The 25,274-nt window shown below is 69.0% G+C and carries 20 protein-coding genes and 1 pseudogene; 11 read left to right on the top strand and 10 right to left on the bottom strand.

Annotation, left to right across the window (positions count from 1 at the left end):
* Positions 1-3: 3 nt before the first annotated feature.
* Positions 4-849, bottom strand: a complete 846-nt coding sequence (locus ACQEVY_RS26920) for a hypothetical protein (protein ID WP_432952001.1) — start codon at positions 847-849, stop codon at positions 4-6.
* 300 nt (positions 850-1,149) lie between these two features.
* Between ACQEVY_RS26920 and ACQEVY_RS26915 the strand changes: the two genes are divergently transcribed.
* Positions 1,150-1,749 carry a phosphatase PAP2 family protein gene (locus ACQEVY_RS26915; protein WP_432952000.1) on the top strand — a complete coding sequence of 200 codons (600 nt, stop codon included), beginning with the start codon at positions 1,150-1,152 and terminating at the stop codon, positions 1,747-1,749.
* Positions 1,750-1,785: 36 nt separating this feature from the next.
* Here the strand turns inward: ACQEVY_RS26915 and ACQEVY_RS26910 are convergent, their stop codons facing one another.
* Entirely contained in the window at positions 1,786-2,445 is a 660-nt protein-coding gene (locus tag ACQEVY_RS26910) for a response regulator transcription factor (RefSeq protein ID WP_432955411.1), read from the bottom strand.
* A 5-nt stretch (positions 2,446-2,450) separates the two neighbouring features.
* Positions 2,451-4,007 (bottom strand): sensor histidine kinase, encoded by a 1,557-nt coding sequence (locus ACQEVY_RS26905; RefSeq protein WP_432951999.1) that lies wholly within the window; start codon positions 4,005-4,007, stop codon positions 2,451-2,453.
* Positions 4,008-4,736: 729 nt separating this feature from the next.
* Here ACQEVY_RS26905 and ACQEVY_RS26900 point away from each other — a divergent pair.
* The 5 genes from ACQEVY_RS26900 (at position 4,737) to cseC (ending at position 9,510) form a co-directional block, all read left to right on the top strand.
* Complete coding sequence (locus ACQEVY_RS26900) at positions 4,737-5,621, top strand: A/G-specific adenine glycosylase (RefSeq protein ID WP_432951998.1); 885 nt, start codon at positions 4,737-4,739, stop codon at positions 5,619-5,621.
* Positions 5,622-5,993: 372 nt separating this feature from the next.
* Positions 5,994-6,545, top strand: coding sequence for a SigE family RNA polymerase sigma factor (locus ACQEVY_RS26895; protein WP_165345478.1), 552 nt, complete (start codon positions 5,994-5,996; stop codon positions 6,543-6,545).
* Complete coding sequence (locus ACQEVY_RS26890) at positions 6,533-7,195, top strand: hypothetical protein (RefSeq protein ID WP_432951997.1); 663 nt, start codon at positions 6,533-6,535, stop codon at positions 7,193-7,195. The genes ACQEVY_RS26895 and ACQEVY_RS26890 overlap by 13 nt, the downstream gene beginning before the upstream one ends.
* 136 nt (positions 7,196-7,331) lie before the next feature.
* On the top strand, positions 7,332-8,048 hold the full coding sequence (cseB, locus tag ACQEVY_RS26885) for a two-component system response regulator CseB (RefSeq protein ID WP_432951996.1): 717 nt from the start codon (positions 7,332-7,334) through the stop codon (positions 8,046-8,048).
* A gap of 16 nt (positions 8,049-8,064) precedes the next feature.
* Positions 8,065-9,510 (top strand): two-component system sensor histidine kinase CseC, encoded by a 1,446-nt coding sequence (gene cseC, locus ACQEVY_RS26880; protein WP_432951995.1) that lies wholly within the window; start codon positions 8,065-8,067, stop codon positions 9,508-9,510.
* Positions 9,511-9,536: 26 nt separating this feature from the next.
* Here the strand turns inward: cseC and ACQEVY_RS26875 are convergent, their stop codons facing one another.
* The 3 genes from ACQEVY_RS26875 to ACQEVY_RS26865 all read right to left on the bottom strand — a co-directional run bounded on the left by ACQEVY_RS26875 (position 9,537) and on the right by ACQEVY_RS26865 (position 12,633).
* Positions 9,537-9,983, bottom strand: a complete 447-nt coding sequence (locus ACQEVY_RS26875; RefSeq protein ID WP_432951994.1) for a VOC family protein — start codon at positions 9,981-9,983, stop codon at positions 9,537-9,539.
* Between the two features lie 92 nt (positions 9,984-10,075).
* A complete protein-coding gene (locus ACQEVY_RS26870) occupies positions 10,076-10,534 on the bottom strand; it encodes a helix-turn-helix transcriptional regulator (protein ID WP_432955410.1) in 459 nt (152 codons plus the stop codon).
* A gap of 509 nt (positions 10,535-11,043) precedes the next feature.
* A complete protein-coding gene (locus tag ACQEVY_RS26865) occupies positions 11,044-12,633 on the bottom strand; it encodes an MDR family MFS transporter (protein ID WP_432951993.1) in 1,590 nt (529 codons plus the stop codon).
* Between the two features lie 137 nt (positions 12,634-12,770).
* On the opposite strand from ACQEVY_RS26865, the gene ACQEVY_RS26860 reads away from it, so the two are divergent.
* The gene (locus tag ACQEVY_RS26860) at positions 12,771-13,349 is read left to right on the top strand and encodes a TetR/AcrR family transcriptional regulator (RefSeq protein WP_432951992.1); all 579 of its coding nucleotides are present in this window, start codon (positions 12,771-12,773) and stop codon (positions 13,347-13,349) included.
* A 16-nt stretch (positions 13,350-13,365) separates the two neighbouring features.
* Here the strand turns inward: ACQEVY_RS26860 and ACQEVY_RS26855 are convergent, their stop codons facing one another.
* Positions 13,366-13,980 (bottom strand): M23 family metallopeptidase, encoded by a 615-nt coding sequence (locus tag ACQEVY_RS26855; protein WP_432951991.1) that lies wholly within the window; start codon positions 13,978-13,980, stop codon positions 13,366-13,368.
* 815 nt (positions 13,981-14,795) lie between these two features.
* Here ACQEVY_RS26855 and ACQEVY_RS26850 point away from each other — a divergent pair.
* On the top strand, positions 14,796-15,857 hold the full coding sequence (locus tag ACQEVY_RS26850) for a PDDEXK nuclease domain-containing protein (protein WP_432951990.1): 1,062 nt from the start codon (positions 14,796-14,798) through the stop codon (positions 15,855-15,857).
* A gap of 76 nt (positions 15,858-15,933) precedes the next feature.
* Here ACQEVY_RS26850 and ACQEVY_RS26845 read toward each other — a convergent pair whose 3' ends face one another.
* Entirely contained in the window at positions 15,934-16,422 is a 489-nt protein-coding gene (locus ACQEVY_RS26845; RefSeq protein ID WP_432951989.1) for a helix-turn-helix domain-containing protein, read from the bottom strand.
* Between the two features lie 163 nt (positions 16,423-16,585).
* Here ACQEVY_RS26845 and ACQEVY_RS26840 point away from each other — a divergent pair.
* A pseudogene (locus ACQEVY_RS26840) lies at positions 16,586-16,924 on the top strand (STAS domain-containing protein); the annotation flags it as partial.
* Positions 16,925-17,065: 141 nt separating this feature from the next.
* Here ACQEVY_RS26840 and ACQEVY_RS26835 read toward each other — a convergent pair.
* Positions 17,066-18,568, bottom strand: coding sequence for a carboxylesterase/lipase family protein (locus tag ACQEVY_RS26835; protein ID WP_432951988.1), 1,503 nt, complete (start codon positions 18,566-18,568; stop codon positions 17,066-17,068).
* Positions 18,569-18,687: 119 nt separating this feature from the next.
* Between ACQEVY_RS26835 and ACQEVY_RS26830 the strand changes: the two genes are divergently transcribed.
* Together ACQEVY_RS26830 and ACQEVY_RS26825 are read left to right on the top strand one after the other, a co-directional pair.
* Positions 18,688-21,816 carry an NACHT domain-containing protein gene (locus ACQEVY_RS26830; RefSeq protein ID WP_432951987.1) on the top strand — a complete coding sequence of 1,043 codons (3,129 nt, stop codon included), beginning with the start codon at positions 18,688-18,690 and terminating at the stop codon, positions 21,814-21,816.
* Between the two features lie 164 nt (positions 21,817-21,980).
* Positions 21,981-22,625, top strand: coding sequence for an HAD family acid phosphatase (locus ACQEVY_RS26825; protein ID WP_432951986.1), 645 nt, complete (start codon positions 21,981-21,983; stop codon positions 22,623-22,625).
* Between the two features lie 99 nt (positions 22,626-22,724).
* Here ACQEVY_RS26825 and ACQEVY_RS26820 read toward each other — a convergent pair whose 3' ends face one another.
* Complete coding sequence (locus ACQEVY_RS26820) at positions 22,725-25,250, bottom strand: ATP-dependent Clp protease ATP-binding subunit (protein ID WP_432951985.1); 2,526 nt, start codon at positions 25,248-25,250, stop codon at positions 22,725-22,727.
* Between the last annotated feature and the right edge of the window lie 24 nt (positions 25,251-25,274).

Here is a 25,274-nt window from a genome sequence, read left to right as displayed (position 1 = left end):
CCCTCAGTCCTTCGCCAGCACGAACGACGTGCGGGCCGTTGTCAGGCCCGGAACCGTGGCTTCAACCAAGTACGTGCCTGCGGTCGCCGAACCCGCCGGAGGCGTGCCGCACTCGGGGGCGCTGGCCTTGCGGTTCCACTCCAGGGTGCGGGTGACGGTGTCCTGCGCCGGGATGCGGTACAGGACGCTTCCGGCGCCCGTCGGGCAGTCGGAGGAGGACCACATCTCGTCGTCGCCGCCCGCCTGAGTGATCGTCAGCACCGCTTCCTTCGGGCCGAGATCGAGCTTGCAGTCGGTGGCGGAGGAGTTCGTGACGATCAGCTCTACTTTCGGCTGCTCATCGGGGGAGTACGTGTTCTTGACGCTGCGCAGCGTCAACTTGACTGCTCCAGGCGTGCAGTTGGGAAGGCTGGACCCGGCGGGAACCGTATCCCCGGAGACACCGCCGCCCCCTACGCCGGCCGAGCCACCACCGGAACCGCCGCCCGCGCCACCGGAGGAGCCGTCCGCACCACCGGAGCCCGCGGAGTCACCGCCGGAGTCGCCGGACCCGTCGCTCCCTCCATTCCCACCGCTACCGCCGCTGCCCCCGTTCTCCTCGCCCGACTCGTCGCGTCCGCCCGGGGCTTCGCTGATCGCGGGTCCCGAACTGGTGGGGCCGGGCGTGATGGAGGGCGCGGGGTTCTTGCCGTTGGACCCGTTCGCGCCGTTGTTGCCGCCCCCGCCGCCAGAGGTGACGATCCAGGTGATCAGCAACGCCAACAGCGCGACCAAGGACACCAGAACGGCCCTCCGTCGCCAGTAGATGGAGGAGGGAAGCGGCCCGACAGGATTGCGCAGAGATCCCACGGCGCAAACCTTACGAGAGATCGGCGGCTTCGCTGTCCCCACCCGCCGCCGTAAGCCCCAACTTTTCCGGATCATCATCCCGGAGCCAGTGCCTCCGGCGGTTGGGCGGGCGCCTACCGGGTGGGTGGGCTCAGTTCGTTCGCGACTGCGGGTGCGTTGTGGTTGCTCGCGCAGTTCCCCGCGCCCCTGAAGGGGCGCTCCCGGAACCGCAACGCCCCAACGCACCCGTCTTTCGTCAGGTCCAGGTCCCGACGATCGCTGGGTGTGACGGCGTACGGCGTCCGAATACCGTCCGTGACCATGGACTCTGACCTTTACCTAGAGATCAGCGATGCCGCCCACGGCAGCCCGACTTGGGTGCAACACCTGGCCGAATTATGGACGGAGGCCGGACTGCTGCTCTACGGCGTCCTCTTCCTCGTCGCCTGGTGGCGTCGGCGGCGGGGCGAAACGGGGGCGTTCGCGGTTGCGGTGCTTGCGCCTCTGGCTACGGCTGTGGCGTATGTGTGCAGCGAGTTGCTCAAGTCCGTCGTGGATGAGGAACGGCCGTGCCGGGCCGTAGTCGGCGCGACCGCCCCACTCGTCGACTGCCCGCCACACGGCGACTGGTCCTTTCCCAGCAACCACGCCACGATCGCGGGCGCCGCAACAGTGGCGCTGGCGCTTACCTGGCGCGGCATCTTATGGCTGACGGCACCGATGGCCCTGCTCATGGCCTTCTCGCGGGTGTTCGTAGGCGTGCACTACCCGCACGACACGGTGGCGGGCCTGGTCCTTGGCGCACTCGTCGCCGTCGCCTTCGTACATCTGACGGCGCGTCCGGCGGCACGGGTGGCGGAGGCGATGCGGGGGTCGGCGGCGGGGCCGGTGCGGTGGTTCGCGGGGGCCGGTCGGACCTGAAGTGACGTCACTTGTCCCGGCGCCTCCGCTACTCCACTACTCGACCAAGCCAGCCTCGTACGCGACGATCGCCGCCTGGACGCGGTTTCTGACCTCCAGTCGGTCGAGGATCGCGCTCACGTACGCCTTCACCGTGCCCTCGACAAGGTGCAGACGGGCGGCGATCTCGGGGTTCGAGAGGCCGGCTCCGAGCAGGCCGAGGACTTCGCGTTCGCGCGGAGTGAGCTGCGCGACGCGATCACGGGCGGCGGCCTCGCGGCTCAGCCTCCGTCCGGCGCCGAAACCGTCGATCACGTGCCGAGCCACCTTCGGCGAGAGGAACGCTGCACCGTCCGCGACCGCCCGCACCCCCGCGACGAGTTCGTGGGGATCACCCGACTTCAACAGGAATCCCGTGGCACCGCCGCCCAGCGCCCGGGCCACGTACGCGTCCTCTGAGAAGGTCGTCAGGATCGCAACCGCCGTTCCGGGCACGGTCCGTACGATCTCCTCGGCGGCCGCGAGCCCGTCCAGGCGCGGCATACGGATGTCGAGCAGCGCCACGTCGGGCCGGTGCGCCTGCGTCAGCGCGACGGCTTCGCGTCCGTCGGCGGCCTCCGCGACGACCTCGATGCCGCCCCCGCCTCCGGCGTCGAGGATCGCCTTCACACCGGCGCGGACCATCGCCTCGTCGTCGGCCAGGAGTACGCGGATCACCCCGCTCACCGTTCCTTCTCCTCCTTGCGCGTCTGTCCGGCCGTATCGCCTCTGGGGACCACGTCCTTGGCGACCAGCCGCTCCCTGTCGTCGAAGCAGAGCCTGAAGTGCTCGACGGAGACGAAGAGTTCGCTGCTCGCGCGGTAGTAGCGGCAGTCGGTTCCCTTCGGGGCGGCGGGGGCGCGTTCCACCGGTGGGTCGCTCACCGTGCGGTCGGGCAGGACCCGTTCGGCCTCGGCGAGCGCGGTTCCAAGGCGCAGTTCGGCGTAGTCGCCGGGCTTCAGGACCGAGTGGGTCTTCGTGTACGCGTACCAGGCGAAGGCTCCGCCGAGGATCACGGCTCCGACGGCGACGGCACCCGCGAGGGACACGACTACGCGGCGCCGGGCATGCCCGGAGGGGGTGCCCGGCGGTCTCGGTGGGAGGTGCTCGGTGGCCTCCTCACCCGAGGCGACAAGAGCGGCCGATGCGGCAGGTACGTACGCCTCGACCCGGAAACCGTCCCCGTACGGCCCGGCCTCGAACCGGCCTCCGACACCCTCGACCAGCGTCCGCAGCCCCAGCAACCCCGATCCCCCGGACGACGAATCCGCTTCCGTCGGCGCCGCCTCGTTGGCCACGCTCACCTCCGTGCCGTCGGCCTCTCGCCGCACCGTGACGGTGACCGTTGCGCCGGGGGCGTGCCGGGCGGCGTTGGTCAGGGCCTCGCGTACGACCCGGTGGACGATCCGTTCGACGAGCGGCGAGTACGTATCGGCCGTCCCCGTCGCCTCCCAGCGCACCCGGAGGCCGGACTCCGCCGTGCGGGTCACTAGCTCCTCGACGGTCTCGCCGGCCGGGGTCAGCGGGGTCGGCCCGTCGTCGTCCTCTCTCAGGAGGCCGATGATGCGGTGGAGCTGTTCCGTGGCGTCGGAGGCGGCCTCGCGGAGGTCGGCGGCGGCCTTGCGGTGGTGCTCCGCGAGGCCGGGGGCGAGTTGGAGGGCGCCGGCGCGCAGGGCGATCAGGCTCAGTTCATGGCCGAGGGAGTCATGCATGTCCTGGGCGATACGGGCCCGTTCGCGCAGTCGCGCGCGGTCCTCGGCGATGCGTTGTTCCCGCTCCACGTTTTGGCGGCTCTGGCGCCAGTAGCGGCCGCCGAGCCAGGGGAATACGACGCCGAAGTGCAGCGTGGCGATGAGTACGAGCCACTGGGCGGACGGGTCTGCTCCCCGTACCGCGATCTGGAGCGTGCCGATGACGGCGATCGCGCCGAATGCTGTCAGGGCGGGGCGGGTTTGTTGTGCGTGCAGGCCGAGGAGGAGGGCGAAGGTGGCGAGGGCTGGGCCGTAGGAGAGGGTGAGGAGGGCGGGTTCGGAGGCCAGGCTGAGGGCTGCGGTTGCGGCGAAGGCCGTGAGCGGGTGTTTGCGTCGTATCGCTACGGCTGCGGCGAGGGTTGCGGTGCCGGTGAGTTGCTCCGCTGTGGTGCGGGGTTCGTTCAGGCCTATGCGGTCGGCTGTGGCCACCGGGAGGGCCAGGGCTGCCCACAGCAGGGCGTCTGTGGCCCTCCTCCGACGACGTTCCATTGCCCCGACGCTACAAGCGGGCGCAGGGCTGCCGCCCCTGCCGATCGTCAGGGGTCCCCTTCGCGGGGGCTGGGCTGGAGGTTTTTCTTTCCCCAGCCCCGCCCCTTCCCGAAACTGGGGGCTGCGCCCCCAGGCCCCCTGCCTCCGGCGGGGTGGGTGGGTGGGCGCCTACCGCGGGTGGGCGGGGTGCCTACTGGGGTCGTGGGTGACAGTCGTGTCGCGGCTGCGAGTGCGTTGTGGCTGGTCGCGCAGTTCCCCGCGCCCCTAAAAAGCCTGCGACTGCCCGCACCCCCGAAGAGCAAGCGAACCGATATAGCCCGCGCCCAGGAAGGGGCCCGCGCCCCCTACCAGCCCGTGCGGAAAAGCCCGGACCCCCTGCTACCCGCAGCTTCCCGCCGGTGGGAGGGGACGTGGGCCGGTGCGTCCTATGCCCGTCGCTTAGCTTCGGTCTGGGCACAGCTGCGCCCTGTGTCAGCACGGGGCCGTATGCCCTGTTGGCGACGGGCTGACGCACCGGACCGCGGCCCCGCACCCACCACGCACCCAAGGGGCGCGGGGCTGTGTCAATTTGCGGCTCCGCCGCGTGGGCGCGAGCAACCACAACGCACCCGCACCCGCCCAACCGCCGGAGGCACCCCGCGTGGGCGCGACCAGCCACAACGGCGCCGCACCCGAAAACGAACCCATTCCGCCCAACCGCCGGAGGCACGTGGCAGGATCGGGGGCGTCATGACTGCGCCCACCGAAACCCTCCACACCCCCGTCATCCACTGGTTCGAAGAGAACGCCCGCGACCTCCCCTGGCGGCGGCCCGAAGCCGGCCCCTGGGGCGTCATGGTCAGCGAGTTCATGCTGCAGCAGACGCCGGTGAACCGCGTGCTGCCGGTGTACGAGCAGTGGCTCAAGCGCTGGCCCCGGCCCGCCGACCTCGCCGAAGAGTCGCCGGGCGAGGCCGTCCGCGCCTGGGGACGCCTCGGTTACCCGCGGCGCGCGCTGCGGCTGCACGGAGCCGCCACCGCCATAGCGGAGCGCCACGGCGGGGACGTACCCACGGATCACGCGAAGCTGCTCGCCCTGCCGGGCATCGGCGAGTACACGGCCGCGGCCGTGGCCTCCTTCGCGTACGGGCAACGTCACGCCGTCCTCGACACCAACGTCCGCCGCGTGCTCGCACGCGCCGTCACCGGCGTGCAGTACCCGCCGAACGCCACCACCGCCGCCGAACGCAAGCTCGCCCGCGCCCTGTTGCCCGAGGACGAGCACACGGCCTCGCGCTGGGCCGCCGCCTCCATGGAACTCGGCGCACTGATCTGCACGGCGAAGAACGAGAGCTGCGTACGGTGCCCGATCGCGGCCCAGTGCGCCTGGCGGCTGGCCGGCAAGCCCGCGCACGAGGGGCCGCCGCGTCGCGGTCAGACGTACGCGGGTACGGACCGCCAGGTGCGCGGCCGGCTCCTCGCGGTGTTGCGCGAGGCGGTCGGACCGGTTCCGCAGCCGGTCCTCGACCGCGTCTGGAACGAGCCGGTGCAGCGCGCCCGCGCCCTGGACGGCCTGGTCGCGGACGGCCTGGTCGAACCCCTCCCGGGCGGCCTGTACCGACTCCCCCTCACCTGACGGGTACCACCGGCTCCCCCTCACCTGACGGGTACCAACTCTCCCGCCCCACCTGACAGGTACGCCCCTCCCACAGCTGACCCACAGATTCCGGCAGCTTCCGGAGCGCGCATCACAGCACACTGACAGGCAACCGACACCAACGCCGCAGGCAAATCCCCCCAACCCCGCCCCATCCCCCACAGCTCTTTACTCCCGCCCTACTTCCGTTACACAACCGACGGACAGCCGAGCGCTTCTCGCAGGCTCGCTCGGACAGCCTCGTGACAAGCCCTCCGTAGCTTCATAGCCGTACCGCGGACCAGCGGCACACGAAGCAGCGAAACAGCCGACAGCGGGCAGGTCGGAAACGGGGATCGGAGGCGGTTGGACATGGCGCACGGCGAGGTGCTCGAGTTCGAAGAGTACGTACGCACCAGGCAGGACGCGCTGCTGCGCAGTGCCCGCCGGCTGGTGCCGGACCCGATCGATGCCCAGGACCTGCTGCAGACGGCGCTGGTACGGACGTACGGCCGCTGGGACGGCATATCCGACAAGCGGCTCGCCGACGCCTACCTGCGCCGCGTCATGATCAACACGCGTACGGAGTGGTGGCGGGCCCGCAAGCTGGAAGAGGTCCCGACCGAGGCGCTGCCGGACGCGAGCGTGGACGACTCGACCGAGCAGCACGCGGACCGCGCGCTGCTGATGGACATCCTGAAAGTTCTGGCTCCGAAGCAGCGCAGCGTCGTGGTGCTGCGACACTGGGAGCAGATGTCCACGGAAGAGACGGCCGCCGCCCTCGGCATGTCGGCCGGAACGGTCAAGAGCACGCTGCACCGGGCCCTGGCCCGGCTCCGCGAGGAGCTGGAGAGCCGCGGCTTTGAGGGGCGCGCGTTCGTACCGGGCAAGGCGGGTAAGGAGCGGGAGCGTTGCGCGGCCTAGACGCAGGTCCCGGCACGGAGCCCCCACGGGCCCCCGGAGCCCTGAAGGCGGCGATCACGGCAGTGGCTGTGATCGCCGCCCTCGGCCTTTTGGTATCCGCCTGCGCTTCGGGCGGCACCGGTGCCCGCGATGAGGGCCCGGCCCGTTCCGACTCGGTTTCGGTGGGCGCCGTCACGCCCGCGCCCTCGCAGTCCTCGGCCGAGCCGAGCGTGGACGCGGTCCAGCTCCTCAAGGCCGACCCGGAGGTCAGCGCGGCGGTCAAGCGTGATCTGCAGCCGTGTGTCGCCGATGAGTACCCGGTCGACGTGTCGTACGGCAGGCTGACGGGCGGGGCCGTGGACGACATCGTGGTCAACGTGCTGACCTGCGGCGATGCGGTCGGAGTCGGCTCGTATGTGTATCGCGGGCAGGGCGGCGAGTACGAGAACGTCTTCAAGGCCGAGGAGCCGCCGGTCTACGCGGAGATCGACCGGGGCGACCTCGTGGTCACCCAGCAGGTGTACGAGAAGGGCGACCCCGTGGAGTTTCCGTCCGGCGAGGAAGTGATCACGTACAGCTGGATCTCGGGCCACTTCATGGAGCAGGACCGCAATCACAGCGACTACAGCAAGGTGACGGAGAGCGTGCCGCCGTCCCCGGCCGAGGACTGACATCCATAGGAGCGTCTGGCCTTGACTGGAACATGCCCTCTGACCGAAAACTGACCCTGGCTGACGACTGACCCCGCCCCTGACCCGAGAACCGACCCCGACCGACACTCGACCGACGGAGAACTGAGAGCACCGGATGGCAGAGCAGACCCACGTCCTGTTCGTCGAGGACGACGACGTCATCCGCGAGGCCACCCAGCTCGCGCTGGAGCGTGACGGCTTCGTGGTCACCGCCGTGCCCGACGGGCTGGCCGGCCTGGAGGCGTTCCGCGCGGACCAGCCCGACATCGCGCTGCTCGATGTGATGGTGCCGGGCCTGGACGGCGTCTCGCTGTGCCGCCGGATCCGTGACGAGTCCACGGTTCCGGTGATCATGCTGTCGGCCCGCGCCGACTCCATCGATGTCGTACTGGGCCTGGAGGCGGGCGCCGACGACTACGTCACCAAGCCGTTCGACGGGGCCGTTCTGGTCGCCCGTCTCCGTGCGGTGCTGCGGCGCTTCGGGCATGCGAGCGGGCAGCGGGCCGCGGCCGAGGCGGAGGGTTCCTCGTCCGTCGAGGGCGGTGTGCTGTCCTTCGGTGACGGCGATCTGGAGATCGACACGGAGGGCATGGAGGTCCGCAGGGGCGGTGAGCCGGTGGCGCTGACGCCCACCGAGATGCGACTGCTCCTGGAGTTCTCGTCCGCGCCGGGTACGGTCCTGTCGCGCGACAAGCTGCTCGAGCGGGTGTGGGACTACGGCTGGGGCGGCGACACCCGCGTCGTCGACGTCCATGTGCAGCGGCTGCGTACGAAGATCGGCCAGGACCGGATCGAGACGGTCCGCGGTTTCGGCTACAAGTTGAAGGCCTGACCGGATCATGCGGGGCATGCGGGGGACGAGCAAGCGTCCGAACGGGAATCCGAGCGGGAATGCGGGCGACTGCCCGAGCAACAGTCCGGGCGGGATTCCAAGCGGGGATCCGAACGGGAATCCGGAAGGTCGCAGTCCGGAGCGCCGTCGGAGGTTCACGCGACGGCCGATACTGCGTACGGGCCTCAGGTGGAAGTTCAGCGCGGCGATCGCCCTGGTCGGGGCGCTGATGGCCGTCACCCTGAGCGTCGTCGTGCACAACGCCGCCCGGTACTCGGTGCTCTCCAACGCCCGCGACTTGGCGGACACGCGCGTGCAGATCGCGCAGCGGAACTACGAGACGTCCGGGCGGGCCAACTTCCCCGGCATCAAGATCGACGATCCGGACCTGCCGAAGGACCTGCTGGCCAAGGCCGCGGCAGGCCGGCGGGCGACGTACGTGGCGGAGAGCCCCGGCGGGGCGCCCGACATCTGGGCCGCCGTACCGCTCAAGGACGGCCGCATCATGTCGACGCACATGGCCGACCGCAGCGCCACCGTGCTTGACGCCCTCGACAAGGCGCTGCTGATCGGTTCGATCGCGGTCGTCTTCGGCGGCTGCGCGCTCGGCGTCCTCATCGGCGGCCAGCTCTCGCGGCGGCTGCGCAAGGCGGCCACGGCGGCCCGGCAGGTCGCGCGGGGCGAGACGGATGTACGAGTGCGGGACGCCATCGGCGGAGTCGTACGCGACGAGACCGATGACCTCGCGCGGGCGGTGGACGCGATGGCGGACGCGCTCAGCCAGCGCATCGAGGCCGAGCGCCGGGTGACCGCCGACATCGCGCACGAGCTGCGTACGCCGGTGACCGGGCTACTCACGGCGGCCGAGCTGCTGCCGCCGGGCCGGCCGACGGAGCTCGTACGGGACCGGGCGCAGGCGATGCGTACGCTCGTCGAGGACGTTCTGGAGGTGGCGCGGCTGGACAGCGCGTCCGAGCGGGCCGAGTTGCAGGAGATCGCGCTCGGCGAGTTCGTGGCCCGGCGGGTGGCGGCGCGGGACGCGGACATCAAGGTACGGGTCGTGCACGAGTCGCAGGTCATCACCGACCCGCGCCGTCTTGAGCGCGTCCTCATCAACCTGCTGGTCAACGCGGCCAAGCACGGCAGGCCGCCCATCGAGGTCACGGTGGAGGGCCGGGTCATCCGCGTACGCGACCACGGGCCGGGCTTCCCCGAGGAACTGCTCGCCGACGGGCCGAGCCGCTTCCGCACCGGGAGCAAGGACCGGGCGGGCCACGGCCACGGCCTCGGCCTGACCATCGCGGCAGGCCAGGCCCGCGTACTCGGCGCGCGGCTCACCTTCCGCAACGTACGTCCCGTAGGTGCGCCGGAGCACATGCCCGCGGAGGGGGCGGTGGCGGTGCTGTGGCTGCCGGAGCACGCGCCGACGAATACGGGGAGCTATCCGATGCTGCCGGAGTAGGGCGCCGGTGCGGCGCCCCCGGGGCTTCAGCAGCTCCAGTCCTTGTCCAGGTCGAGACCGCCCTCGCGGGGCTGGGTGAACGAGAACCAGTTCCCGGAGTCGTCGCGGAACAGCGCCTCCGTGCCGTACGGCCGCTCCTGGGGTTCCTGGAGAAACTCCACGCCGCGGTCCTTGAGCTTCTTGTAGTCGCCGTGGATGTCGTCGGTGGTCAGCACGCCCGCGCCGAGGGCGCCCTTGGCGACAAGCTTCTTGATCATCTCGGCGGACTCGGGGTCCATCCCTGGCCCGTTCGGCACCATCAGCGTGAGCTCGACGCCGGGCTGATCCGGGGAACCGACGGTGAGCCAGCGCATGCCGCCCTCGCCCATCGTCATGTCCGTACGGACCTCGAGGCCGAGCTTCTCCGTGTAGAACTTCTTCGCCCGGTCCTGGTCGAGGACCCAGACGGTCGAGATGGCGAGACCTTTGATCATGACGTGCTCCTGGGACTGGTGAGTTGCGGACTGCCGGGCCGGGGCTGAGGCAGCGGTTCGTGCTTGTCATGTCACGGTAGGCAGCGGCGCCGTCAGTCCGCTTCTCCAGAATTGCGCTGTGCGTGGGGCTGGGCACTGGATTGCGCGCTGGGCTGTGCGTCGACAGGGGTCGGTCTGAAGCCTCCGGCCCAGTGCATGACGTAGCACCCCGGTATGAGGGCGGTCCCGCGCCCCACGTGCTTCGCCCGGTACTCACTGGGCGTCAGTCCGGTCAGCGCCTTGAAACGGGCCGAGAACGTACCGAGGCTGCTGAAGCCGACGAGGTGGCAGATCTCCGTCACCGACAGATCCGCGGTGCGCAGCAGGTCCTCGGCCCGTTCGATGCGGCGGTGCGTCAGATACTGCCCGGGCGTCTCCCCATACGCATCCTTGAAGGCGCGTATGAAGTGATACCGCGAGTACCCGGCATGCGCGGCCACGGCATCGAGATCGAGCCCGGGCTCCGCCCAGTCCCGATCCATCGCATCCTTGGCCAGCCGCAGCTGCCGCATCTTGTCCATGCGGTCGATGGTGGCACGCGCCACTGACAACGCTCCGCCGCGCGTGTTCCGCCCCCCGCCGCCCTTACCCGTCCCATACCAAGGGGCTCCGCCCCTGGACCCCGCTGGGGCTGCCGCCCCAGACCCCGCATCGGCCTGAACGGCCTCGTCCTCAAACTCCCCCAGCTACCTCCCCCAGCTACCTCTGGGGGTGCCCCCAGAGGGGCCCCCAGACGGGCTGATTGATGCGGGCCTGCGCTGACAAGGCTCGGCCGCGCCAGATCAGCCGTCGGGCGATGGCCGCGCAAGTTCGGCGCTCTGGCGAGCGCCGCGCAAAATCAGCCCCTTGGGGGTCCCCCCAGCGGTAGCTGGGGGAGTTTGAGGACCGGGGGCCCGGGGGCTGGCCCCCGAAACGGGGTCCGGGGCGAAGCCCCGAAAGGGGGTCTGGGGGCGCAGCCCCCAGCGGGGTCCCAGGGGCGGAGCCCCTTGGTATGGGACGGGTAAGGGCGGCGGGGGCGAACTCACACGGCCCCCGCCACCGACGCCCCCTTCGCCCCCACCCCGTCATCCCCCACACCCTCCCCCGCCTCCGGCGCCGCCGCCCCCTTAAGCGGTACCTCCTTCACAAACACCGCCGCCACCAAAGCGACAACAGCCACACCCGCGCCCAACAAGAACGCCGAATGCGTACCGGACGACACCGCATGCTGATACGCGTCCCGCGCCGCCTCCGGCAACCTCGCCATACCCGCCGCGTCCAACTGCGCCGACTGCGAGGTGGCAGCGGACCCCGCCGCCCCGCCCCGCTCGGCCATCACATCCTGGACCCGGCTGTTGAACAGCGCCCCCATGATCGCGACCCCGAAGGACGCCCCGAGCGTACGGAACAGCGTCGTGGACGAGGACGCGACACCCATGTCCTTCATCTCGACGCTGTTCTGCGACACCAGCATGGTGATCTGCATCAGACACCCCATGCCCGCGCCGAGGACCGCCATATACAGACCGGACGTGACCCGCGACGTATCCGTGTCCATCTGCGCGAGCAGAAACAGCCCGATGACCATCAGCCCACTGCCCACGACCGGAAACACCTTGTACCGCCCGGTGTTCGTGGTCACCCGCCCCGCGATCATCGACACGACGAGCATCGCCCCGAGCATCGGCAGCAACAGCAGCCCGGAGTTCGTCGCGGACGCCCCCTGCACGGACTGCTGGTACAACGGCAGGAACAGCGTCGCGCCGAACATCACGAAGCCGACGATGAAGCCGATCACCGACATCAGCGAGAAGTTACGGCTGCGGAAGATGTGCAGCGGCATCACCGGCTCGACGGCCTTGGTCTGCACGAACACGAAGCCCACCAGCGCGGCGACCCCGATCGCGATCAGCTCCATGATCACGGCGGAGCCCCAGGCGTACTCGCTGCCACCCCACGTGGTGACCAGCACGATCGCGGTGATGCCCACGGCCAGCAGCCCGGCCCCCAGATAGTCGATCCGCGCCTGCGCCCGCTTCTTCGGCAGATGCAGTACGGCACTGATGGCGAGAAGCGCCACGGCGCCGAGCGGCAGGTTGATGTAGAAGGACCAGCGCCAGCCCCAGTGGTCGGTGATGGTGCCGCCGACGAGCGGCCCGCCGATCATGGCGAGCGCCATCACGCCGGCCATCATGCCCTGGTACTTGCCGCGCTCGCGGGGCGGTATCAGATCGCCGATGATCGCCATGACACCGACCATCAGACCACCGGCACCGAGCCCCTGAACGGCCCGGAACCCGATCAACTGCATCATGTCCTGGGCCATACCGCTCAGGGCCGACCCGATCAGAAAGAGCACGATCGAGGTCATGAAGATGCCCTTGCGCCCGTACATGTCGCCGAGCTTGCCCCAGATCGGGGTGGAGGCGGCGGTCGCGAGCGTGTACGCGGTAACGACCCACGACAGATGCTCGAGTCCGCCGAGTTCGCCGACGATCGTCGGCATGGCGGTCCCGATGATCATGTTGTCGAGCATCGCGAGCAGCATCGCGATCATCAGCGCGAGCAGCACGACCCGTACGCTCCGGGGTTGCTTGCCCTCGCTGTCCACCACTGCCTCGGTGTCCGCCATGGTCCCCACTCCCTGATGCCCACCCGCCACTAACTTGCCGCCCGGCAAGTTGACTACACTCGGAACGTAGGTGCGGAACTAGCCGGGCGTCAAGTAAGTTTTTCTTTACCCACCACGAACCCCGAGGAGCAGCCACGATGGGCGCCAGCAGGCAGCAACGCGGGCACACCCGCCAGCGCATCCAGGACGTGGCCCTCGAACTCTTCGCCGAGCAGGGCTACGAGAAGACGTCCCTGCGCGAGATCGCGGAGCGGCTGAACGTCACGAAGGCGGCGCTCTACTACCACTTCAAGTCCAAGGAAGACATCCTGATCAGCCTCTTCCAGGATCTGACGCAGCCGATGGACGAGCTGATCGAGTGGGGCAAGCAACAGCCGCGCACCCTCGAGACGAAGCGCGAGATCCTCAACCGCTACAGCGAGGCCCTCACCGACGCGGCCCCGCTCTTCCGCTTCATGCAGGAGAACCAGGCGGCCGTACGCGAACTGCGCTCCGGCGAGGACTTCAAGGAACGCATGCTCCGCATGGTGGACCTGCTCAGGGAGCCGGACGCCACGATGACCGACCAGGTCCGCTGCGTCACGGCCCTGTTCTCCATCCACGCCGGACTGTTCACCCTCAGGGACCTCGAAGGCGACCCCGAGGAGAAGCGCAAGGCCGTCCTGGAGGTCGCCACCGAGCTGATCACCCGGACCCACGAAGCTGAAGGGACCTGAACGCCCCTTCACGTCCTCAGAGGGTTACGCCCTTGGTGCGCAGGAAGCGTACGGGGTCTATCGCGGAGCCGTAGTTGGGGGACGTACGGATCTCGAAGTGCAGGTGCGGACCGCTGGAGTTGCCGGTGTTGCCGGAGAGCGCGATCTGCTGACCGGTCCCGACGATCTGGCCGACCTTCACCTGGACGCGCGACAGGTGGGCGTACTGGGAGTAGGTCCCGTTGCCGTGCTTGACGACGACGGCGTTGCCGTACGCGGGCCCGTCACCGGCGCCGTTGCCGCCCGCCTTGACGACGGTGCCGCCGTGCGTGGCGAAGACCTTGGAGCCGGAGGGGACGGCGAAGTCCTGGCCGGAGTGGGTGGAGTTCCACATGTTGCCGGCCTGGGCGTAGCTGGCGGAAAGCTTGTACTTCTTGACCGGGTCGACCCAGGACGGCTTCGCCGCCTTCTTGACGGCGGCCTTCTGAGCAGCAGCAGCCGGCACCGCCTCAGCGCTCGCCGCACCACCGGCGGCGACCGCGACCCCGGTCCCCAGCGCGACCGACACCCCCAGCCCGGCGGCCAGGACAGCCGCCCGGGCACGGAGCGGGGACGTACCGAGAACGTGGGACTTGGTGATGCGCAGCGACATGGGGACTACCTCCGGGTGACGGGCATGAACACACCCGACGCGCTGTCGATGCGCCGGGCGAGGTCCCTTGGTAACCCGCGATGCCGATGTCCCACAAAGGCCTCATCTACGACCCGAAGTCGTATTTGACGCTGAAACTTCCCCCTTCTTGACACGAACGCTGCCCTGTATTGAATCCTCCGCGTTTCTCGCTGGAAGTCTGGTTTAACCCCACTTCACAGCCTTCCGCTTACGCCCTGACCCCACCCCTCCAAGCCAGACCCGACCGCCTCCGAGACCGCACTACACCCACCGACCCAAAGGTCCGTTTTGCCCCGCACTGCTCCACCACTACTCGCCCTAGTACCGGACAAATCGCCTGTGCGTCATGTCACCGGAGAGCAAGATCCAGAGGCCCTGCGATGTGACGCGCACTACGCATGCGGGGCACGGCGGCCGGCGTTCAGCCGGGCTGGCGTGGCGCCCGCCGCGGTCCAGCCGCAGCTGCCGCAGCCAGGCGAGGTCGCCGTGGCAGCGAACCTGGTCGGCGCACCACCGTTCCTGGTCGGTCACCGCGCCGCCACCACCGGCCGCGTGCAGGGTGACGACGGGGCCGGCGTCGTACCGCGCACCACGCCTTGGCGCACTGCGCGGGTTCTCATCGATGCCTACGACTGCCCGCGGTCATCATTCAGCGAAGCCGACGGCGCCAACTGCCTCTACGCCCCCCACCGGCCTGGCCGCCCTCATACGAACACTCGCACCAACCCAACACGTTCGAGTGACATGAAACGGTTCGCCCCCGCGTAACGATCACCGTGCGCGAGCCTCACCTCATGCACGAGAACGTCGAGGCCAAGCCCGGCCTCCCAGCCCAGCAGAGCGCCTTGCCCTCCTGGTACGGCGACCTGCTCGGCGAGGTCAAGGAGACCGTCGCGGGCGCACGCCTCCGCGCACAGCGGGCCGTGAACACCGAACTGGTCCAGATGTACTGGCAGATCGGCAAGCTCATCCTGGCCCGTCAGGAGCAGGAGGGCTGGGGCGCCAAGGTCGTGGGCCGGCTCGCCGCGGACCTGAAGACGGCCTTCCCGAACCAGCGCGGCTTCTCCCGCCGGAGCCTGATGTACATGCACAAGATGGCCCGCGTCTGGCCGGAGCCAATTGTGCAGCAGCCTGCTGCACAATTGCCGTGGGGTCACATCATGCTCATGCTGGACAGGCTCGACACCCAGGCCGAACTGGACTTCTACGTCACCGAAGCCGTCCGCAACGGCTGGTCCCGAGACCTCCTCAGCCGCTTCATTCACCAAGACCTGCACTTCACCCAGGGCTCCGCCGTGAGCAACTTCGAGGTGACCACCCCGGAGGGCTCGGCCGTCCTCAAGGACCTGGCGCGAGACCCGTACCGCCTCGACTTCCTCGGCCTCGACAAGAACCACACCGAACATGAGCTCGAAGAGGCCATCGTCGCCAACATGGTCCGCTTCCTCACCGAACTCGGCGTCGGCTTCGCCTTCGTCGGCCGCCAGTACCCGGTCCTCATCGGCGGCGAGGAATACCGCATCGACCTGCTCTTCTACCACCTCAAGCTCCACCGCTACTTCGTCTTCGAGCTCAAGACCAAGGACGTACGCCCCGAGCACGTCGGCAAGCTCAACTTCTACGTGAGCGTGGTCGACAAGATGGTCCGCGACGAGCAGCGCGACGACGCGACCATCGGCTTCCTCATCGGCACCCGCCACAACAAGGCCGCCGTCCAACTCGCCCTCGACTCCAGCAACAACCCGCTGGCCGTGACGAACTACTCGACACTCTCCCCGGCCGAGCGCGAACTGGTCCCGACGGAAGACGACTTGAGTCGCGTCGTCCAGGACGCGATCGACTCCGTACAGTCATGAGCGTGCCTGGATGGCCCACACCCGGCGCCGGAGCCGATTGTCCAACAGCTCGTTGGACAATTGCCACGGGGCCACATCACGGCCTCGCTTCACCCGGTCCCCCGGACGCCGCCCCCGGCCCCGCCACCTGCTCCGCCACCGCCCCGATCTTCGCCAGCCGCGCCAGCGTCGGCCTCGACAGGACCTCGCCGATGTCGTGCAGGGCCACGAGCAGCTCGTCGACCCCGTCCAAGGGGGCGTCCTTGCCCGCGTACAGGAGGATCCCGCGGTACTCCTCGGGCGAGATGGTGCGGCCCGGCAGTTCGATCTGTTCCGCTTCCGTGAGGAACAGTGCGGGGACCGAAGTGTCCAGGGCCAGGGCGATGGCGGTCAGTTCGGCTGCGGTGAAGGCGCGGCGGCCGCGTTCGGCCTGGTGGACGGCCTGGCGGCTCCAGGGGCGGTCGAGGTACTGGCCCATCGCCTCGCCCAGTTCCGTCAGCGACAGGCGTCGCGCCTCTCTGAAGCGTGCGATCTGCTTTCCGATGGCCTCTTCGACCCGCACCCGTGCTCCCTCTCCTCGCGTCATCCTCCACACTCCGCTACGTCATCCTCCATGATGACAGCGAAAGTCCACCGTTGACAAGCCTTGCCGACCGACCTACCGTAGTCCCACGCAACTCGTTGTCACTCCACAGAATGACAACACGGTGCCAGCTCATGACGACCCAACGCCGACACAGGAGACCGACGTGCGCGACTTAAACCTGAACTCCATCCCCGCAGGCGGCAATTGCGCCGTCCTCCAGGTCGCCGGCGAGATCGACGTCTATACGGCTCCGACCCTGCGCGAAGGCATCATCGATCTCCTCGACAAGGACGTCGTCCACGTCATCGCGGACATGCGGAACGTGGACTTCCTCGACTCCACCGGCCTGGGCGCCCTCGTGGGCAGCCTCAAACGGCTGCGGACCCACGAGGGCTCACTCCGGCTCGTGATCGACAGCGACCGTATCGTCCGCATCTTCCGGATCACCGGACTCGACCGCGTCTTCTCGATCCACCTCTCGCTCCAGGAGGCGATCACCGCCGACGGACACTGGCGAGCGGCCGTCGAAGGCAGCGGCCGCAACATCGAAGAGTGGTGCCGACAGCACGAGTTGCTCCCGGACTAACCCCCAACGCTGGCACTACCCCAGCGATTCACCCACCAGCGACTGACCACCAAGCGACTAACCCACCAGCGGCAACGCCCCGAACACATGCCCCCGCCAAATCCCCCGCGACGCCTCCTCCGGATACGCCGCCACCGCCGGACTCGTGTCGAAGACCTGGACGAGCCGCTGTTCCAGGTCGTACGCGGGCCAGCCGGGCCCCTCGCCCGAAGCGAAACCCGTCCACGCGGAGCGGAAGCGCGCGGACAGCTCCTCCGCCTCCGGAGGTGGTGTCTCGCCGAGCAGCATCGCGGGCAGACCCCCGTCCAAGGTGCCGAACACCAGCGGCACATCGAGCCCATGGCAGGCGCCCAGCCCTCCGCCCATACCCGGCGCCGCCCACGTCAGCTCGTAGAAGTGCGCACGACCGCCTCCGCCGATCTGCGCCTCGGCCAGCCATAGCGACGGCATACGGAACAGCCAGTCGGAATTGACGAGTTCGTACAGCTCCTCGGGACCGGCGTCCGGGAACGCGGCGCGGTACGCGCCCTCCCTGCCGGGAGCGAACACCTCCAGCGCCACGGCCGCCCGCTCCTCCGTCACCTCACCGAGCATGCCGCCGAGCGCCATGAAGAGGCGGAACTCGTCTCGTGTGTGCCCGACGACGAGATCGATCTCCCGCCCGGCCCCGGAGGCAAGCGCCTGCCACGGATCGACCGGCAGAACGTCTCCGTCGACGACCGGCGCGAGCGGAACCGACGTATGCGCCACCGGCCCCCACCTCTTCAGGGACCCACGCATGGCAGCTCCCACCGCATCTCCCGCCGCGGGCAGCCGACTTGGCGCCACCGTGCCGAAATCGGCGGCGGTCGGCCGTAGACCCAACTCGTCGGCGAAAGCACGGGCGAAGTCGGCCGCGAGCTCGGCGGAGAAGAACGTACCGGGCACACTCTGTGCGACAGCCCGCCGGAACAGCCCGGCCGCGCGCGGCATCGCCAGCAGCGCGGCCACCGACCCGGCCCCCGCCGACTCGCCGAACACGGTGACCTGGTCCGGATCGCCGCCGAACGCCCGGATGTTCTCGCGCACCCACTCCAGCGCGGCGACCTGATCGAGCAGCCCCCGGTTGGCCGGCGCTCCCTCGATGAGCCCGAACCCCTCTATCCCCACGCGGTAGTTGAGCGTCACGACGACCACACCCTCGCGCGCCAGCCGCCCGCCGTCGTACTCGGGCAGACTGGACATCCCGATGCTGTACGCACCCCCGTACAGCCACACCATCACCGGCAGCCCGGCGTCCGAACCCGGGTCGGGTGTCCACACGTTGAGCGTCAGCCAGTCGTCACCGGTGTCCTGGTTCAGCGCGTCCATCCCGAAGGCGGACGCCTGCGGAGGCGGCGGCCCGTACGCCACGGCCTTCCGTACGCCGTCCCAGCCCCGTACGGCCTGGGGCGCCCCGAACCGCAGCGCACCGACGGGCGGCTGAGCGAAGGGGATGCCACGGAACACCGCTAGCCCCGCCTCCCCCTCTCCTCGCAACGCCCCTGCTGTCGTACGGACTTCGGGTTCGTCGGCGCCCATCGCGGCTCCCTCTGTTGGCAGGTCTGGACATCGCGGATCCTCCCGCGAGCGAGCCTGAAGGGCCACTGGGTTTACCAGTTACGCTGATCACCCACCTGCCATGCCCTCGGGGGAGAGACATGGAACCAGCGTCCGTAGGCGTCCGGTTGGCGTCGAGCGTGATCAGCCCGCTCGTCAGGAAGCTGTTCGTGACGGAGGGCCCGGGAGCGGCCCTGGTCGACAAGCCCGTACGCATCTCGGCGTACGTCTCCTTCACCGGCGAGAAACGGTCCCTGACCGAGAAGGACGTCACCAAAGTCGCCGCCGAGCTGGTCAAACGTGCCCTGAAGAGCGGCGAACGCCCCCTCCCCGCCGACGAGGAACAGGCCGTGGTCCACGCCCTGGCCGGCACCCTCCACGCCCTCGGCGACCTCACCATGACGGACGTACAGGCCGTGGAACTGGGCCACGCGGGCCTCGCCCTCCGCCTGCGCCAGGCCGCCGGGAACCCCGACCGCGACCTCGCCTTCGACTCGGCGCTGTTCTACGAACGGCTCCTCGACACGGCCTGCCTGCACATCCTGCACTTCTTCACGCAACGGTCGGCCTTCGTACCCCGCACCCTCGTCGAGCAGACCCGCCGCCAGTCCGAACTCCTGGCGAAAATAGACGAGTTGATCGCCCGAAACCCGCTCCCGGGCAGTGCGGACGCATCCTTCGAGCACCGCTACCTCTCGTACGTAGCGACCAGGCACAGTCAACTCACCATCTACGGCATCGACTTGGCCAACTCCCCTGACCGCTGGCCCCTGGACGCCGCCTACCTCACTCTCCAGGCCCTGCGCCCCACCGACGACCAGGAGCCGGAAGGCGGCGGCTACATCGCCTCGACCGGCAGCCCGCTCCCCGCCGAAGAGGCCTTCGCCGATCACGACCTGGTCCTGCTGCGCGGCGTGGCAGGCTCGGGCAAGACGACGCTGGTGCAGTGGCTCGCCGTGACGGCGGCGCGGGGTGAGCGCGGGGACCGCGTCCCCTTCGTACTGCCGCTGCGTACGCTTGTCCGCCGCGCCGACGGACTGCCCGCGCCCGCCGACTTCCTGGCCGCCGCCCGCGTCCCCCTCCACGGCGCGGCCCCGGACGGCTGGCCGGACCGGGTGCTCACGGCGGGCCGCGGGCTGCTGCTCGTCGACGGCCTCGACGAGATCCCGGAGCCCGACCGCGAACGCACCCGCCACTGGCTGCGCGACCTCCTCGACGCCTACCCGGGCAACCTGTGGCTGGTCACCTCACGCCCCTCGGCCGTACGCAAGGACTGGCTCGCCGCGGACGGCTTCGCCGAACTGGCCCTCGCGCCGATGAGCAGCACGGACGTGGCCGCATTCATCGAACGCTGGCATACGGCGGCCCGTATCGACGCCCCGGACCCGGAACGCCTCACCGCGTACGAGACCTCGCTCATCGAGGCCGTACGCACCAAGCCGGACCTGGGTCGACTCGCCACCAACCCCCTGATGTGCGGCCTCATCTGCGCCCTGCACCGCGACCGGCGCGGCTATCTCCCGCACGGGCGGCAGGAGTTGTACGACGCCGCCCTCTCCATGCTCCTCGCCCGCCGCGACCAAGAGCGCGACATGCTGCCCCGGGATCCGCGCGACGGCATCCAGCTCACCGAACTCCCCCAGATCCAGCTCCTTCAACGCCTCGCCTACTGGCTGATCCGCAACAACCGCCTGGAAATGGACCGCGAACGCGCCGAACGCATCATCGCCGACGCCCTCCCATCCCTGCCGGCCGTGGCGAGCCAGGGAGACGCCCCCGCGATCTACCGCCATCTCCTCATACGAAGCGGCCTGCTGCGCGAACCGGCCCTGGGCACCGTCGAGTTCGTCCACCGCACCTTCCAGGACTACCTCGGCGCGAAGGCGGCGGTGGAGGACGGCGACTTCGGGCTGCTGGTCCGGAACGCGTCCGACTCCCAGTGGTCGGACGTGATCCGGATGGCGGTCGCCCATGCACGGCCTCGCGAACGGGCCGGGTTTCTGCGTGACTTGCTCGCCTCGGCCTCGGGCGACCACATCAGCCCCTGGGCCAGTGCCCGTATCCGGCTCATCGCCCTGGCCTGCCTCGAACACGCCACGGAACTCGACCCGACGGTCCGGGCCGACGTGGAGGAACAGGCGGCCCCGCTGCTTCCGCCGCGTACGACGGAGGAGGCCAAGGAGCTGGCCTCGGTGGGCCCGCTCGTACTGGAGCTGCTGCCCGGCCCAGAGGGCCTGTCCGAGGCGGAGGCCAGGGCGGTGGTGGTCACGGCCTCGCTCGTCGGCACGGACGCGGCGGTCCCGGTCCTGGCCCGCTTCCGCAACCACCCTTCGCTGCCCGTACGTGCTCAACTCACCTGGAGTTGGGATCGGTTCGACACGGAGCAGTACGCCGCCGAGGTCATCGACCACCTCCCCGCCGACGACCTCTACTTCACCACCCACTCGGCCGCCCATCTGCGCGCCCTGCACGCTCTCGGCGGCCGTCCCCACCTCCAACTCGTCGGGGACTTGGAGGAGGCCGAGCTGAGCACCTGGCTCGCGCATGACCAAACGCTCATGCTCGTCATGCAAAAGAACCACAAGCTGGGCAACCTGGACTGCCTTTCAGCGCTGCGCAGCCTCCTTCATCTGGACATCAGTGACTGTCCGGACGTGGAGAGCCTCGCACCCTTGGCCGAAATGCCTCTGCGATGGCTATCTCTGGACCTCATGCCAGGTCTGGAAAAGCCAGATGTGCTCGCACCGCTTTCGGCCTCGGCCACCCTGCGCCGGTTCGATACCGGTGTGCCGCTTCAGAGCGAATCCGTCGACGCCGCACTCCCGGACCTGCCGCTGGAGTATCTGCGATTCACCAAGGACGCCCTCCGGTTCACCGGACTGCGCGGCTTGCGTCATATGCGTTCGGTGAAGGTGCTGAGCCTGGCGGGCATCGTCGAACCACTCAGCCTCGAGGATTACGAAGAGGTCGCGATGCTCCCCGAACTGGAGGAATTGCGACTCAACTGGACCGCTGTGCCCTGGACCGGAGGACCCACGCTGCCGGGTATCAAGCGGCTTTGGCTCACCAATTTCACCGGAAACGAAGATCTCTCAGCGGTACCAACTCTGTTTCCGGGGTTGCATTCGGTCTCATTCCGCCTCGCGTCGGAGGACACCGAAGTGCCGGAGCACACCCTCCAACTCTTCCCGGGCATGCACACGGTCACGAAGACGCACACCGTCCTCTAGCCCAACTCCTCTTCGGCACCCTACAGTTACCAGCCGGTAATGTCATCGCCTCCCTGTGGCCTCACACGCCCGTGACGATGCAGCGCGGCCCATGTACGTCGTAGGACCCGCACCGCCCCTCAATGCTTCGACGCGACGCGACTCAGACGCGAGAGGAACCCCCCATGACAGGAAGAAGCTGGAAGCGACGCCTCGTCGGCGTGACCGCCGCCGCCACGGCCGTCACCGCCGCCCTGGTGACCCCAGTGGCCGCCGCGAGCCCGGCGGCGGCCCCCGCCGCGGCACCGGCCGCAGCCACCACGGCCGCCGCCGCGGACGTCGACTACGACACCTGGCAGAAGGACTGCCAGGCGGTCATGAACGAGGCGTTCCCGTACCTCAAGCAGCGGATCGCGAACACGAAGCCGGGCGAGAAGCAGGCGATCGTCTTCGATATCGACAACACCACGCTGGAGACCGACTTCGGCTTCAGTTACCCGTCCCCGGCCAACGCGCCCGTCCTCGAAGTCGCCAAGTACGCCCAGGACCACGGCGTCGCCCTGTTCTTCGTGACCGCGCGCCCGGACATCATCGGCTCCGTGACCGACTACAACCTCAAGCACCGTGGCTACAAGGTGTCGGGCCTGTACGTCCGCAACTTCGGCGATCTCTTCAGGGACAAAGCCGAGTACAAGACCGCCAAGCGCGCCGAGATCGAGGCCAAGGGCTACACGATCATCGCGAACATAGGCAACACCCCCACCGACCTCTCCGGCGGCCACGCGGAGAAGACGTACAAGCTGCCGGACTACGACGGCCAGCTGTCGTAAGCCACCCGTAGCCCAGCCCGCTATCGGGCATGCGAAGGGGGCCGGTGCTGTGAAAGCACCGGCCCCCTTCTCGGTTCTCTGCGGCTCAACCCCGGAGGGTCAGGCCTCCTTGCTCAGGTTGGGACCAGCCCCACCAGCCGCCTGCTCGATCGGCGGGACGTCCGGCAGTGCCGACTTCTCCTCGCCGCGGAAGGTGAAGGTCTTGGCCTCGCCCTCGCCCTCGGTGTCGACGACCACGATGTGACCGGGACGCAGCTCGCCGAAGAGGATCTTCTCCGACAGGCTGTCCTCGACCTCACGCTGGATCGTGCGACGCAGCGGACGCGCGCCGAGCACGGGGTCGTAACCCTTCTTGGCCAGCAGCTCCTTCGCGGACTGGGAGAGCTCGATGCCCATGTCCCGGTCCTTGAGGCGCTCGTCGACCTTGCCGATCATCAGGTCGACGATCCGCAGGATGTCCTCCTGGGTCAGCTGCGGGAAGACGACGACATCGTCGACGCGGTTGAGGAACTCGGGCCGGAAGTGCTGCTTCAGCTCGTCCGAGACCTTGTTCTTCATGCGCTCGTAGTTGGACTTCTTGTCGCCCGAGGCCGCGAAGCCCAGGTTGAAGCCCTTGGAGATGTCCCGCGTGCCGAGGTTGGTCGTCATGATGATGACCGTGTTCTTGAAGTCCACGACCCGGCCCTGGGAGTCGGTCAGGCGACCGTCCTCCAGGATCTGCAGCAGCGAGTTGAAGATGTCCGGGTGGGCCTTCTCGACCTCGTCGAACAGGACGACCGAGAACGGCTTGCGGCGGACCTTCTCCGTGAGCTGGCCGCCCTCTTCGTAGCCCACGTAACCGGGAGGCGAACCGAAGAGGCGGGAGACCGTGTGCTTCTCGCTGAACTCCGACATGTCGAGGGAGATCAGCGCGTCCTCGTCACCGAAGAGGAACTCGGCGAGCGCCTTGGACAGCTCGGTCTTACCGACACCGGACGGGCCGGCGAAGATGAAGGAACCACCGGGACGCTTCGGGTCCTTCAGACCGGCACGCGTACGACGGATCGCCTTCGAGAGCGCCTTGACGGCGTCCGTCTGGCCGATGACCCGCTTGTGGAGCTCGTCCTCCATGCGCAGCAGGCGGCTCGACTCCTCCTCGGTCAGCTTGAAGACCGGGATGCCCGTGGCGGTCGCGAGGACCTCGGCGATCAGCTCGCCGTCGACCTCGGCGACAACGTCCATGTCGCCGGCCTTCCACTCCTTCTCCCGCTTGGCCTTGGCGGCCAGGAGCTGCTTCTCCTTGTCGCGCAGAGAGGCGGCCTTCTCGAAGTCCTGCGAGTCGATCGCGGACTCCTTGTCGCGGCGCACGCCCGCGATCTTCTCGTCGAACTCGCGGAGGTCCGGCGGAGCGGTCATCCGACGGATACGCATCCGGGAGCCGGCCTCGTCGATCAGGTCGATCGCCTTGTCCGGCAGGAAGCGGTCCGAGATGTACCGGTCGGCCAGCGTCGCGGCCTGGACAAGGGCCTCGTCGGTGATCGAGACGCGGTGGTGCGCCTCGTACCGGTCGCGCAGGCCCTTGAGGATCTCGATGGTGTGCGGCAGCGACGGCTCCGCGACCTGGATGGGCTGGAAGCGGCGCTCGAGCGCGGCGTCCTTCTCCAGGTGCTTGCGGTACTCGTCGAGCGTGGTGGCACCGATGGTCTGGAGCTCACCGCGGGCCAGCATCGGCTTCAGGATCGAAGCGGCGTCGATGGCGCCCTCGGCGGCACCCGCACCGACCAGCGTGTGCAGCTCGTCGATGAACAGGATGATGTCGCCGCGGGTGCGGATCTCCTTGAGCACCTTCTTCAGGCGCTCCTCGAAGTCACCGCGGTAACGGGAGCCGGCGACCAGCGCGCCCAGGTCCAGGGTGTAGAGGTGCTTGTCCTTGAGGGTCTCGGGCACCTCGCCCTTGACGATGGCCTGCGCCAGGCCTTCGACGACGGCGGTCTTGCCGACGCCGGGCTCGCCGATGAGCACGGGGTTGTTCTTCGTACGACGGGACAGCACCTGCATGACCCGCTCGATCTCCTTCTCGCGCCCGATGACCGGGTCGAGCTTGGACTCACGAGCGGCCTGGGTGAGGTTCCGGCCGAACTGGTCGAGGACCAGGGACGTCGAGGGGGTGCCCTCGGCAGGCCCACCTGCGGCGGCGGTCTCCTTGCCCTGGTATCCGGAGAGCAGCTGGATGACCTGTTGCCGCACCCGGTTGAGATCAGCGCCCAGCTTGACCAGGACCTGGGCGGCGACGCCCTCGCCCTCACGGATCAGGCCGAGCAGGATGTGCTCCGTGCCGATGTAGTTGTGGCCCAGCTGAAGGGCCTCGCGGAGCGACAGCTCCAGGACCTTCTTGGCACGGGGGGTGAAGGGGATGTGCCCGGACGGGGCCTGCTGCCCCTGCCCGATGATCTCCTCCACCTGCTGGCGGACCGCCTCGAGCGAAATCCCGAGGCTCTCCAGGGCCTTAGCGGCGACACCCTCACCCTCGTGGATCAGGCCCAGGAGGATGTGCTCGGTGCCGATGTAGTTGTGGTTGAGCATCCGGGCTTCTTCCTGAGCCAGGACGACAACCCGCCGCGCGCGGTCGGTGAACCTCTCGAACATCGTTAATCGCTCCTCAGAGCGGTC

The organism is Streptomyces sp. CA-288835 (assembly GCF_050936385.1).
GTDB lineage: Bacteria > Actinomycetota > Actinomycetes > Streptomycetales > Streptomycetaceae > Streptomyces.
This window is presented reverse-complemented; position numbering and strand designations above follow the sequence as displayed.

Bases quoted from the DNA above. Each gene is read 5' to 3' on its own strand.
- ACQEVY_RS26915 (WP_432952000.1), top strand. From the start codon at position 1,150: ATGGACTCTGACCTTTACCTAGAGATCAGCGATGCCGCCCACGGCAGC.
- ACQEVY_RS26905 (WP_432951999.1), bottom strand. From the start codon at position 4,007: ATGGAACGTCGTCGGAGGAGGGCCACAGACGCCCTGCTGTGGGCAGCC.
- ACQEVY_RS26900 (WP_432951998.1), top strand. From the start codon at position 4,737: ATGACTGCGCCCACCGAAACCCTCCACACCCCCGTCATCCACTGGTTC.
- ACQEVY_RS26895 (WP_165345478.1), top strand. From the start codon at position 5,994: ATGGCGCACGGCGAGGTGCTCGAGTTCGAAGAGTACGTACGCACCAGG.
- cseB (WP_432951996.1), top strand. From the start codon at position 7,332: ATGGCAGAGCAGACCCACGTCCTGTTCGTCGAGGACGACGACGTCATC.
- cseC (WP_432951995.1), top strand. From the start codon at position 8,065: ATGCGGGGGACGAGCAAGCGTCCGAACGGGAATCCGAGCGGGAATGCG.
- ACQEVY_RS26875 (WP_432951994.1), bottom strand. From the start codon at position 9,983: ATGATCAAAGGTCTCGCCATCTCGACCGTCTGGGTCCTCGACCAGGAC.
- ACQEVY_RS26870 (WP_432955410.1), bottom strand. From the start codon at position 10,534: ATGCGGCAGCTGCGGCTGGCCAAGGATGCGATGGATCGGGACTGGGCG.
- ACQEVY_RS26865 (WP_432951993.1), bottom strand. From the start codon at position 12,633: ATGGCGGACACCGAGGCAGTGGTGGACAGCGAGGGCAAGCAACCCCGG.
- ACQEVY_RS26860 (WP_432951992.1), top strand. From the start codon at position 12,771: ATGGGCGCCAGCAGGCAGCAACGCGGGCACACCCGCCAGCGCATCCAG.
- ACQEVY_RS26855 (WP_432951991.1), bottom strand. From the start codon at position 13,980: ATGTCGCTGCGCATCACCAAGTCCCACGTTCTCGGTACGTCCCCGCTC.
- ACQEVY_RS26850 (WP_432951990.1), top strand. From the start codon at position 14,796: ATGCACGAGAACGTCGAGGCCAAGCCCGGCCTCCCAGCCCAGCAGAGC.
- ACQEVY_RS26845 (WP_432951989.1), bottom strand. From the start codon at position 16,422: ATGACGCGAGGAGAGGGAGCACGGGTGCGGGTCGAAGAGGCCATCGGA.
- ACQEVY_RS26835 (WP_432951988.1), bottom strand. From the start codon at position 18,568: ATGGGCGCCGACGAACCCGAAGTCCGTACGACAGCAGGGGCGTTGCGA.
- ACQEVY_RS26830 (WP_432951987.1), top strand. From the start codon at position 18,688: ATGGAACCAGCGTCCGTAGGCGTCCGGTTGGCGTCGAGCGTGATCAGC.
- ACQEVY_RS26825 (WP_432951986.1), top strand. From the start codon at position 21,981: ATGACAGGAAGAAGCTGGAAGCGACGCCTCGTCGGCGTGACCGCCGCC.
- ACQEVY_RS26820 (WP_432951985.1), bottom strand. From the start codon at position 25,250: ATGTTCGAGAGGTTCACCGACCGCGCGCGGCGGGTTGTCGTCCTGGCT.